Source organism: Bacteroidota bacterium, from assembly GCA_039714315.1.
Classification (GTDB): domain Bacteria; phylum Bacteroidota; class Bacteroidia; order Flavobacteriales; family JADGDT01; genus JADGDT01.
Window position 1 is genome coordinate 1 of the sequence record JBDLJM010000110.1, and the last position, 10,740, is coordinate 10,740.

Sequence of the window (10,740 nt, forward strand, 5' to 3'; positions counted from 1 at the left end):
GTCTTTTATCTTTAGTCTTTTCTGTCTTTAAACCGTTCTCTCCAACCACTCAATCCACTTCTCCATACCCTCACCTGTTGTGGCTGATAACTCTATAAACTCCAGATGATGATTTACCTTCTTCGCATTCTCGATAGATTTTTCAATATCGAAATCCACATATGGAGCCAGATCTATTTTATTAATGATACATAAATTCGATGACTGAAACATATCGGGGTATTTCAACGGCTTATCATCTCCTTCGGTAACGCTCATTATTACAACCCTTTTTTCTTCACCCAGATCGAACATCGACGGGCATACCAAATTCCCTACATTTTCTATAAAGACTATTGAATTTTCTTTTGGTTTAAGTTTTTTTACTGCCTTGTTAATCATATCCGAATCTAAATGACAACCTGACCCGGTATTTACCTGTACCACCGGAACACCTGTTGCATTAATCCGGTTAGCATCGTTCATTGTTTGCTGATCGCCTTCTATAACATAACAGTCCAGCTTATTGTTTACCGCTTTCAATGTACTTTCGAGCAATGTTGTTTTACCGGAACCCGGTGAACTGACAAGGTTTAGTGCAAGTATATTCTTCGCTTCGAAATAACCTCTATTTCTTTCTGCCAATAAATTATTCTGACTTAATACATCAACCTCCAGATCAATGGTTTTGTAAAGTGAGTGATCATGAGTATGTCCATCTTGACCGTGATGATGATGCTGATCATGGTGACTATGATCATGATGACTGTGACCGTGTGGATGATGATGACTGTGTCCGTCATGACTGTGTTGATGGACTTGTTCGTTTTCTTCGCCGGCCAAAGTGATTTTAACTTCATCCTCATCTGAGCCGCATCCGCATGTAGTACACATAATTTATATTTTTGAATGTTGATTTTAGACCCTTCGGCTAAGCTCAGGGCAAGTTTATGATTTCACATCCTGTAATCTCGCTATCAATCTTTTCACCTTCAATTCCTTTCCCTGAAAAACTTCAACTAAATAAGACCCGCACTTAGGACACTGAGTAAAAAAATTATCAATATCAAATTCCTCTTCACAATCCATACAACGACCCTGTGCCTGAATTTTATCAATAGTAAGTTCAGCATCTTCCAATACAGAATTTTTGGTTCCCGGCAGCCATGAAAACTCCAGCGCAGAAAATTCAATTCCTGCTAATGTACCTATCTGTAATTCTATTTCATCAAAATGAGTTACATTGTTTTTCTTAGCTTCTTCCTCAGCGATATCAACAATACTCATCACAATTGAAAGTTCATGCATAAAACCTATGCTTTAACCCTTTTATACAGCCTGAATAAAGCAATCAACGCAACTATAGCAATAGCTATTAGCGCAATATGTTCTAACGAATAGAAATAATGAAGTAAAGAATCTTCATAGTTACCATGCCCTTCATGTGCAAATAAATTATTTCCTGCTAATAAAATCAGTACTGAGAAGATGTACTTTTTAATTGAAGATATCATATCAGAGTTATTTTATGTTATTCATGTTAAATTTATAAATACTTGTGAATCAATCAAACTAATTTCATTTATTTTTATGAAGTCTACATATAAATTATATTTCAAATGTTGTATATATACAATATGTTATCTAACTTTATTACGCTGATTTAGTGACCATTATGAATATTTTGCTATTTACCTCCACCTTGTTAGCCTATTAATATAGCAAAATTGTGATTAGAAAGATTTTCGGCGAGCCTTTGATATACAGAGGCATACATACTTTTATAAACAGACAATAATATTATTATATATAAATCGCATGCTATTGTTTTAATGGCATGCCTGTCATGTTTATAAACCGTATGCTATGAAAACGAAGAATAAAACCGTTTACCAAGAATCGCTGGATAAAGGTTATTCACGTAGAGATTTCATGAAACTGGCTGCTATGATGACCGCATATATGGGCTTACAATCGTCAGCAATAGGCCAAGTGGCAAAAGCTCTAGAAACTAATGTCAGGCCAACAGTGATTTGGCTACACTTCCAGGAATGCACAGGATGTACTGAGTCATTTATAAAAACATCACACCCGCTAGTTGCAGATATTTTGCTGGATACTATTTCATTAGATTATACGGAAACTTTAATGGCTACATCCGGTGAAGCTGCAGAAACAGCTCTTCATACTTCATTAAAAAAGAACTATGGTAATTATATATTATTAGTGGAAGGTGCAATTCCAACAGCCAATGATGGTGTATATTGCGTAATTGGAGGAAGAAAGGCTACCGATATTTTGGAGGAAGCAGCAAAAGGAGCACAGGCTGTTGTTACCTGGGGAAGTTGCGCTTCAAACGGAGGTGTACAGGCAGCATATCCAAATCCTACAGGAGCAAAACCAATCGAAAAATTCGTTAGCGGCAAACCAATAATTCAGGTACCGGGCTGCCCACCGATAGGTGAAGTGATGGCAGCAATAATAACTCAATTCATTGTATTCGGTAAAGTACCTGAACTGGACGGACATGGACGGCCAAAAGCTTTCTACGGACGACGTGTTCACGATACGTGTTACAGACGTCCATATTTTGATGCAGGTTTATTTGTTGAAACCTACGATGATGCAAACGCTAAAAAAGGCTATTGCCTATATAAAGTAGGTTGTAAAGGACCTACTACCTATAACGCATGTGCTACAACCAAATGGAACGAAGGAATTTCTTATCCTATACAATCGGGGCACGGGTGTCTGGGCTGTAGTGAGGCCGGATTCTGGGATGTACCTTTCTACGAAAGGATTCCGAATGTAGCCGGAGCCGGGATTGAAGCCACAGCAGATAAGATTGGTGCAGCAGCAGCAGTTGGAGTTGCTGTAGGTGTTACTGCTCACTCTGTGGCAACTTATATCAGAAAAGGTAAAATTGTAGATAAGCACATCAAAGATGGCGATCTAAATAATTAATAGGCATAAACCAAAATCAATATAACAAAACAGAACTTTGAAAGGAGTTCTCTTCAAAAAAAGAATATCATGGCAAAAAGACTTGTAATAGACCCCGTAACGCGTATTGAAGGACACTTGCGTGTAGAGGTTGAAGTAAAAAATGGTATTGTTACGGATGCATACAGCTCAGGAACAATGGTGAGGCTGATGGAAGAGATCGTAAAAGGTAGGGATCCAAGAGATGTTTGGGCATTTGCAGGCAGGGTTTGCGGAGTTTGTACAACTGTCCACTCACTGGCATCGGTAAGATCTGTGGAAGATGCACTTGGCATAAAAATCCCTCCAAATGCCGAATTGGTTAGAAATATAATGTTTACATCGCAGTACCTTCAGGATCATGTTGTGCATTTTTATCAATTGCACGCTCTTGACTGGGTTGATATTGTTGCTTCATTAAAGGCTGATCCTAATCAGACCTCAGCTATTGCAAGAAGTATATCGCCGTGGCCAAAAAGCTCTCCGGGATATTTTAAATCTGTTCAGGACAGGATTAAAAAGTTTGTAGAGTCGGGGCAACTGGGAATATTTGCAAACGGATATTGGGGGCACAAGCAGTACAAGCTGTCGCCTGAAGTAAACTTATTGGCAGTAGCTCACTACCTTGAAGCATTAGACTGGCAGAAAGAAATAGTTAAAGTACATGCAATCTTTGGCGGTAAAAACCCGCATCCAAATTATTTGGTTGGCGGTATGGCGGCACCGATAAATATGGATGAGCCGGGTACGATAAATATGGAAAGATTAAACTTTGTTCATCAGGTATTGAAAGATGCCAAGACTTTTGTCGATCAGGTTTACATTCCGGATGTGTTAGCCATTGCTCCTCAGTATTTAGACTGGGCAGCAATTGGAGGCGGATTACATAATTATTTGAGTTTTGGCGATCTACCGGTAAATGGTATAAACGACCCAAGTAGTTTTAAATTCCCTGCAGGGGCAATTTTAAATAGAGATCTTAGCAAAGTTCATCCGGTAAATCCTAAAGATGAAAGCGAAATCAAAGAGTTTATTAAACACTCATGGTATTCGTACGATGGCGGTGACGATGTTGGTTTACATCCGTGGAACGGAGAATCGAAAATGAATTATACCGGTCCGGAACCTCCATACGATCAGTTAAATGTTGAAGATAAATATTCATGGGTGAAAACTCCACGATGGAAAGGTCACGCTATGGAAGTAGGCCCACTTTCCAGAATGTTGGTAGGTTATGCTCTTAAAAGAGACGAATTTGTTGACATAATTGACAGTAGTCTGGCTAAACTTAATGCTCCTGTTGAAGCATTATTCTCTACTCTGGGAAGAACAGCTGCCCGTGCATTCGAGTCGGCATTGGTAGCAAACTGGGGATTGGAATTCTTTGATCAGCTTATCACTAATATCAAAAACGGAGATACCAGAATGGCAAACACCGAAAAGTGGGAACCATCTTCATGGCCGTCTGAGGCAAAAGGTATCGGATTTAGTGAAGCTCCACGTGGTGCTTTAGGTCACTGGATAAAAATTAAAGATGAAAAAGTTGATAATTACCAGATGGTGGTTCCTTCTACATGGAATTCTTCACCAAGAGATCATAAAGGACAAAGATCGAGTTATGAAGAATCTTTGATTGGTACTCCGGTTGCCGATCCGAAACAACCGGTAGAAGTATTGAGAACTATTCACTCTTTTGATCCGTGTATGGCCTGTGCCGTGCATTTATACGATGAGAAAGGTGAGTACAGGCATCAGTTGGAGATATTTTAACCCTTCGGCTACGTTCAGGGTAAATGAAACAATGATTGAATGATGAAATGAAGATATTATGGTAAGAACACAGATGAAACAACAGCACAGCAAAATGCGTAGAGTTTACGTATTTTCTGCACCTACCAGAACATTTCACTGGCTTAATGTTTTTGTTCTGGCTTTACTGATTCCTACCGGACTGATAATTGGAAATCCTCCTGCTCTGTTAATCGGGACCGATGCCAGCGCAAATTACTGGTTTGGATGGGTTCGCTTAATACACTTTTCGGCAGCATATATTTTTATCTTCAACTGGATTTTCAGGATCTACTGGTCATTTATGGGTAACAAATGGGAAGGATGGAGAAATTTTGTGCCTTATAACTGGAAATTTATCAAGGAAATAGGAAAGGTACTTAAGTACGATATTTTCCTTCACCGCACTAAAGAGCATATAGGTATTGGTCACAATGCACTTGCAGGAGCCTCATATTTTGGGTTATTCCTATTATCAATCGCTATCACCTTAACGGGTCTAGCTCTCTATGCTCCTATGAGCACCTACGAATTTTTGGCGGTATTTACCGTTGTAACCGACATGTTTGGAGACGAGATGACAGTACGATTCATACATCATATTTTGATGTGGCTCTTTGTCATTTTCACTGTAATACACGTATATCTGGTTCTGTTCCACGACTATGTGGAAGGACGGGGCGAAACTTCATCGATGGTTGGAGGATTCAAATACATCGAAGAAGATTGTCTGGAGGAAATGGAGTGTGAGCATGAGGAATAAAATAACTGTATAAGTAACCCTATATAGTAAATCAAGTTTATCTAAAACCCAATTAATTATAAATATTTAATATGAAAACAAAAAACACAATTATCAGAAGTTTAACCCTACTTGTCTTTATTATTTTCACTCTCAACAGCTGTGGAACAAAAGCACCCGTGGCAACAGATGTAAGTGCCGAAATTATTGAGGCAAATAAAGGTTTCTTAGAAGCATTCAATACCGGGAATGCAAAAGCTGTGGCCTCAAAATATACCTCAGATGCAAAGTTATACCCTACAAACAGAGATATTATTGAAGGAAAAGAAGCTATTGAAGCTTTTTGGAATGAGGGTATTAATATGGGAATAAAAAAAGCAGAATTAAATACCATATCTGCAAAAAGCTATGGAAGTTTTGCCATTGAAGAAGGAAGATATAAACTATTTGCCGAAGGTGATCAAATGATAGACCAGGGTAAATACATCGTTACCTGGAAAAAAGAAAACGGACAATGGAAATTGTATCAGGATATCTTTAACACAAGTAATCCTATACCACCTGCACCACCGGCACCTCCTGTAAGAGCCGCACTAAACGACACTGTTTGGGTAGTATGGAATCATATCAAAGCGGATAAGGTAGAACAGTTTGAAAATTATAATTTTAATATTTTAGAGCCTGCTACATCCGAATATTATCCAAAAATGAGAAATACAGTAAGATTCACCAGACCCGTTGAAGCGAACAAGGATGGAACATTTACTTATTTCTACATTATAGATCCGGCTACAAGCCCTGACGGCTATGATATGATGCTTCCCCTTACAGCTAAATACGGAGAAGAAAAAGCTATAGAATACCTGAAAATGTTTAAAGATTGTTTAGTTGACGGCAAACAGGAATGGGTAATTACAACCCAAACTAAATGGTAGTTATACATTTTAGACTTAAAACTTCTTAAATCAAAAATCGTTAATCCTTGTTCTTAAATCCAATATTGAACAAGGATTAACGAAATCGAAGATTCAACGGAGTTAATTTCGATTTTTGATTTGAAAATAATCCGCATCTTAACATGTAAACATCAACTCCAATAAAAAATTAAGTATATAAACAGGCTCAATGAAAAAAGATTTTTTTAACGAAAACATCAAAGAAGGGGATATTCTAATCCTTGGGGTCGGCAATTACCTTTTAGGCGATGAAGGTGTAGGCGTGCACTTCATAAAATATCTGGAAACTCAGGATCTGCCCGAAAACGTACATCTTCTCGACGGTGGAACGGGCGGATATTACCTAATGCCCTACATGGAAGGTTACAAGGCGGTGATTATGATCGACGCAACTATCGATGGAGAAAACCCCGGCCATTTCAGGATGATACGTCCCCGGTTCTCGACAGACTACCCGCCACAGTTAAGTGCACACGATATCGGACTAAAAGATATGATTGAAGGGATGATGCTATTAGACACTCTTCCTGATCTTTATTTACTTGCCGTTTCAATTATTGATTACGACAAATTATCCATCGAATTAACCGGAGAGATTGAAGATGCTTTCCCTGAAATGAAAAATTTAGTATTAAAACTTGTTAAGAATATAAATGTAACTCATAAGGAGCCTACACTGTAAAAAACCAGCATAAAGCTTTAATTCTCAACGATCTCTACAATAGTACTTACAGCTACTCTGTCATAAAGATCTATAACATCATCATTAAGCATCCTGATGCAACCATGAGATGCAGGGACTCCTATAAGTCCCTCTTCATTTGTACCATGTATGTATATCCTGCGTTCATATGAATCTACATTTCCTCCCAAATTCACTCCGGGCTCCAAGCCTCTTAACTGCAGGATTCTCGTAAGTACCAGATCCTCGTCTTCATCTGTTTTATCCTTATAAATTTCAGCTATTTTTCCGGTAGATTCTCTGCTAACGAAAATTGTTCCTATGGGCATTCCATCCCCTATTTTGTAGTCTATTTTATGTTTTCCCAAAGGTGTTTTCCGCGATCCTTTATGGGCTCCAATTCCATTTATTGATGTTGAGACCCTATAAACATTTAGGGTATCTCCCCGGTGAATCAGATAAAGATTCTGCTGCTTTATATTTACAACAATCTTTGCCTGCGAATAAGTATCTACCCCAAAAAAAGAGGTCAATATCAAAATCAAAGATGTTGTATATACGATCCTCATATATTAATTTTTCAATGACAAAACATCATTCCCACTTGGATTTTGGAATATTTTCAACCCAAACTCGTTAGCTACCGCAAACAGGTGATCAAAAATATCAGACTGAATACCTTCATAACTTACCCATGCAGTATCTGTAGAAAAACAATATACCTCGAGAGGCAATCCGAATTCTGTAGCCTGCAACTGGCGAACCATTAAGGTTTGCGACTTAGATATCAATTCGTGATTAATCAGATAGAGTTCTGCATATTTTCTGAATATCCCGATATTAGTCTGTATCCTTCCATTAATTATTAAATCGTTGTTTATAGCCTTCGATTTATTATGCTCCTCAATTTCAATTTCTTTTTGCTCTATGAAGTTTCTCAACAAATCGTATTTTCTAAAAAGTGTAATATCATCCTGTGTACAAAACCTTATCGTGTTAACATCAAAATTTATAGATCTTTTAATTCGCCTTACTCCTGCCTCCGACATTCCCTCCCAGTTTTTTACCGAAGATGAAATCAGAGCATATGTTGGTACAGAAGTAATAGTCTTATCCCAATTCTGAATCTTGGCCGACATAAGATTCAGCTCAATCAGCGGGCCGTCGGCGTTATAATTTGGTAACACTACCCAGTCGCCAATCTTAACCATTTTAGATACTGAGATTTGTATACTTGCAACAAATCCGAGTATTGTATCCCTGAAAACCAATATCAGAACAGCCATTAAAGCACCCAGAGTTCCGAAAATTGCTCCCAGATTCACTTTTAACAAAATAGAAATAGTAACAATCGCCGCAAAAACAACTATAACTATTTTAGTCAATTGGGAAAAACTTTGTACTGCAATCGACACATACTTGTCTTCTCCCCTACTCAGTTCTGTCAACGAAGAAATGATACTCATTAAAACCATCACGATAATCCAAACCAAAGCAAAGTCGGTAACCTTATCTACTGTTTCAACAAAGGAATCATACTTTCCGAAAAACATAGGAACGAAGTAATCAATAAGAGCTATCGGAACAACATGGGCTACGTTATCAAAAACATGGTTCTCCAGAAAAACATCATCCCATTTCGCTTTAGTTTTTCTAATCAGTTTATCAACAGCAGCAAGAATAAATTTCTTCGCCAGCTTATCGAGCAGGATTATTATAAATACGACTACGATTAACCCCACAGTTACGATTATTGGCTCAACCCAACCGGAAGGAACACTTGAATTTTCCAATGTGGAAACTATCCAATCATTTATCTTGTTAGAATCATTTAGCTGCATATAAAAAAAAGAGTTTCAGTTTATAATTAAGACCCTAAAGTTAATCAATTGTTTTATTAATTCATCTGAACAATATATATGTTTCGGTCTGTCACACCTAAATAACAAGTAAACACACAACAACACATCTTTGGTTTTCAAAGGATTATCATTAACTATCCGAGTTAATCATAATGTCACTTTGGCAGAATTGCTTTTTGGAATAATTTTTGTTTCTTTGATCGTCAAATTAAAAGAAAGAATATGAGTTTAATAAAATCATCTAACCCGGCTTTCGGGGATAAAATCTGGAAGAACGTTGATTTCGTGCAAAGTGCTCCTATGACCTTGCAGGGAACGGTAAATAAAACACTAATTTCTTTAATTCTCGTTGTTGCTTCTGCGGCTTATACCTGGGATTTATTTATGCAGGGAGGAAACGTAAACGGAATAATGATGGGTGGTTTCATCGGAGGATTTATTCTGGCGATGGTAACAATCTTTAAAAACGATTGGGCTAAAGTTACGGTTCCATTATACGCATTGTTCGAAGGAGCGGCCTTAGGCGGGTTATCTGCTATGTTTGAGCTTAAATATCCGGGGTTGCCAATGCAGGCCGTTGCGTTAACTTTTGGAACATTCGCAGTAATGCTTTTTGCTTATAAAGCCGGAGTAATAAGAGCTACAGATAAATTCAGATCTATCATAACATCAGCAATCGGAGGAATATTTTTGGTTTATATGATTAGCTGGATTATGTCGTTTTTCGGATCAACATCTTTTATCTATGGAAATTCATTAATGTCGATTGGTTTTTCTGTATTGGTAACAGGAATTGCTGCTTTCAGTTTGATTCTGGACTTTGATTTCATCGAAAAGGGAGTAATGCAGCAACTGCCTAAAAAATATGAATGGATGGGAGCCTTTGGTCTACTGGTAACTTTAATATGGTTATACATAGAAATACTAAGACTACTATCTAAGATTTCAAGCCGAAATTAAAAAATAAAAATACAGGTATAAAAAAACCGGGTTTTATTCAAACCCGGTTTTTTTAATATTTTTTATTGCAAAGTAATCCTACATATGAGCCTCAAGCTTTGCTGCTAAAACTTCTTTTGGAGCTACACCAACCTGCTTATCTACAACTTTACCTCCCTTGAAAACCAACAAAGTAGGGATATTTCTGATTCCCAATGCTGATGACACTGCAGGGTTATTATCTACATCAACCTTTCCGATTACTGCTTTCCCGTCGTATTCTTTAGCCAACTCCTCTACAATTGGAGCAACCATTCTACAAGGTCCGCACCATGCAGCCCAAAAATCGATCAATACTACCTTGTCCGATTGAATAACCTCTACCTCGAAATTTGCATCTGTTATTTCTAAAGCCATAATAATTTATTTTCTATTGTTATATCCAAAATTCAAGCAGCAAATTTAAGAATTTTTTTTACCATCGCCAGCAATTTTCCACCTAGTTTTAATTGTATTTATTTATCTGATAATAAAGTTGTTTGATATAATTATTTGGGCGCTCCTTTGTCGATGAAAAATCGACAAAGTCAGGCTTTCGCCTATATCTTTTTGTCTTTCAGCTTCTATTTTAGAATTAATCATTGCAGAAATAAAAAGACAAAAAGGATGCCGGCTCTATCCTTAGCGCTCCGGGATGAATACTAAAAGAGAGCTTTTTGGTTCTCTTTTAGTATTCTCAAGACCGGAGTAAAAGGATGTGAAACAACCCTTAGCGCTCCGGGATGAATACTAAAAGAGAGCTTTTTGGTT

At 37.6% G+C, this 10,740-nt stretch carries 12 protein-coding genes; 6 read left to right on the forward strand and 6 right to left on the reverse strand.

Going from position 1 to position 10,740, the window contains the following annotated elements; translation table 11 throughout:
* Nucleotides 1-27: 27 nt before the first annotated feature.
* The 3 genes from hypB to ABFR62_10605 are packed head-to-tail and all read right to left on the reverse strand — an operon-like array spanning nt 28 to nt 1,493.
* Nucleotides 28-873 (reverse strand): hydrogenase nickel incorporation protein HypB, encoded by an 846-nt coding sequence (hypB, locus tag ABFR62_10595; GenBank protein MEN8138868.1) that lies wholly within the window; start codon nt 871-873, stop codon nt 28-30.
* A gap of 54 nt (nt 874-927) precedes the next feature.
* Nucleotides 928-1,287 (reverse strand): hydrogenase maturation nickel metallochaperone HypA, encoded by a 360-nt coding sequence (hypA, locus tag ABFR62_10600; protein ID MEN8138869.1) that lies wholly within the window; start codon nt 1,285-1,287, stop codon nt 928-930.
* 5 nt (nt 1,288-1,292) lie between these two features.
* Nucleotides 1,293-1,493: a hypothetical protein gene (locus ABFR62_10605; protein MEN8138870.1), complete on the reverse strand. Its 201-nt coding sequence runs from the start codon at nt 1,491-1,493 to the stop codon at nt 1,293-1,295.
* A 352-nt stretch (nt 1,494-1,845) separates the two neighbouring features.
* Here ABFR62_10605 and ABFR62_10610 point away from each other — a divergent pair, with 352 nt between their 5' ends.
* From ABFR62_10610 to ABFR62_10630, 5 genes are all read left to right on the forward strand, one after another.
* Nucleotides 1,846-2,943 carry a hydrogenase small subunit gene (locus ABFR62_10610; protein MEN8138871.1) on the forward strand — a complete coding sequence of 366 codons (1,098 nt, stop codon included), beginning with the start codon at nt 1,846-1,848 and terminating at the stop codon, nt 2,941-2,943.
* 69 nt (nt 2,944-3,012) lie between these two features.
* Nucleotides 3,013-4,731, forward strand: a complete 1,719-nt coding sequence (locus ABFR62_10615; protein ID MEN8138872.1) for a nickel-dependent hydrogenase large subunit — start codon at nt 3,013-3,015, stop codon at nt 4,729-4,731.
* A gap of 58 nt (nt 4,732-4,789) precedes the next feature.
* Nucleotides 4,790-5,512, forward strand: a complete 723-nt coding sequence (cybH, locus tag ABFR62_10620) for a Ni/Fe-hydrogenase, b-type cytochrome subunit (protein ID MEN8138873.1) — start codon at nt 4,790-4,792, stop codon at nt 5,510-5,512.
* A 71-nt stretch (nt 5,513-5,583) separates the two neighbouring features.
* The gene (locus ABFR62_10625; protein ID MEN8138874.1) at nt 5,584-6,426 is read left to right on the forward strand and encodes a DUF4440 domain-containing protein; all 843 of its coding nucleotides are present in this window, start codon (nt 5,584-5,586) and stop codon (nt 6,424-6,426) included.
* 190 nt (nt 6,427-6,616) lie between these two features.
* Nucleotides 6,617-7,129 (forward strand): hydrogenase maturation protease, encoded by a 513-nt coding sequence (locus tag ABFR62_10630; protein MEN8138875.1) that lies wholly within the window; start codon nt 6,617-6,619, stop codon nt 7,127-7,129.
* A gap of 17 nt (nt 7,130-7,146) precedes the next feature.
* On the opposite strand, the gene ABFR62_10635 is transcribed toward ABFR62_10630, so the two are convergent.
* Nucleotides 7,147-7,698: a L,D-transpeptidase gene (locus ABFR62_10635; protein MEN8138876.1), complete on the reverse strand. Its 552-nt coding sequence runs from the start codon at nt 7,696-7,698 to the stop codon at nt 7,147-7,149.
* Between the two features lie 3 nt (nt 7,699-7,701).
* Nucleotides 7,702-8,970 (reverse strand): mechanosensitive ion channel domain-containing protein, encoded by a 1,269-nt coding sequence (locus ABFR62_10640; protein MEN8138877.1) that lies wholly within the window; start codon nt 8,968-8,970, stop codon nt 7,702-7,704.
* Between the two features lie 243 nt (nt 8,971-9,213).
* On the opposite strand from ABFR62_10640, the gene ABFR62_10645 reads away from it, so the two are divergent.
* The gene (locus ABFR62_10645; protein MEN8138878.1) at nt 9,214-9,951 is read left to right on the forward strand and encodes a Bax inhibitor-1/YccA family protein; all 738 of its coding nucleotides are present in this window, start codon (nt 9,214-9,216) and stop codon (nt 9,949-9,951) included.
* Nucleotides 9,952-10,029: 78 nt separating this feature from the next.
* Here the strand turns inward: ABFR62_10645 and trxA are convergent, their stop codons facing one another.
* Entirely contained in the window at nt 10,030-10,347 is a 318-nt protein-coding gene (gene trxA, locus ABFR62_10650; protein ID MEN8138879.1) for a thioredoxin, read from the reverse strand.
* Nucleotides 10,348-10,740: the final 393 nt, after the last annotated feature.

Coding starts and splice junctions, on each gene's coding strand:
- hypB (MEN8138868.1), bottom strand. CDS start 873: ATGTGTACTACATGCGGATGCGGCTCAGATGAGGATGAAGTTAAAATC.
- hypA (MEN8138869.1), bottom strand. CDS start 1,287: ATGCATGAACTTTCAATTGTGATGAGTATTGTTGATATCGCTGAGGAA.
- ABFR62_10605 (MEN8138870.1), bottom strand. CDS start 1,493: ATGATATCTTCAATTAAAAAGTACATCTTCTCAGTACTGATTTTATTA.
- ABFR62_10610 (MEN8138871.1), top strand. CDS start 1,846: ATGAAAACGAAGAATAAAACCGTTTACCAAGAATCGCTGGATAAAGGT.
- ABFR62_10615 (MEN8138872.1), top strand. CDS start 3,013: ATGGCAAAAAGACTTGTAATAGACCCCGTAACGCGTATTGAAGGACAC.
- cybH (MEN8138873.1), top strand. CDS start 4,790: ATGGTAAGAACACAGATGAAACAACAGCACAGCAAAATGCGTAGAGTT.
- ABFR62_10625 (MEN8138874.1), top strand. CDS start 5,584: ATGAAAACAAAAAACACAATTATCAGAAGTTTAACCCTACTTGTCTTT.
- ABFR62_10630 (MEN8138875.1), top strand. CDS start 6,617: ATGAAAAAAGATTTTTTTAACGAAAACATCAAAGAAGGGGATATTCTA.
- ABFR62_10635 (MEN8138876.1), bottom strand. CDS start 7,698: ATGAGGATCGTATATACAACATCTTTGATTTTGATATTGACCTCTTTT.
- ABFR62_10640 (MEN8138877.1), bottom strand. CDS start 8,970: ATGCAGCTAAATGATTCTAACAAGATAAATGATTGGATAGTTTCCACA.
- ABFR62_10645 (MEN8138878.1), top strand. CDS start 9,214: ATGAGTTTAATAAAATCATCTAACCCGGCTTTCGGGGATAAAATCTGG.
- trxA (MEN8138879.1), bottom strand. CDS start 10,347: ATGGCTTTAGAAATAACAGATGCAAATTTCGAGGTAGAGGTTATTCAA.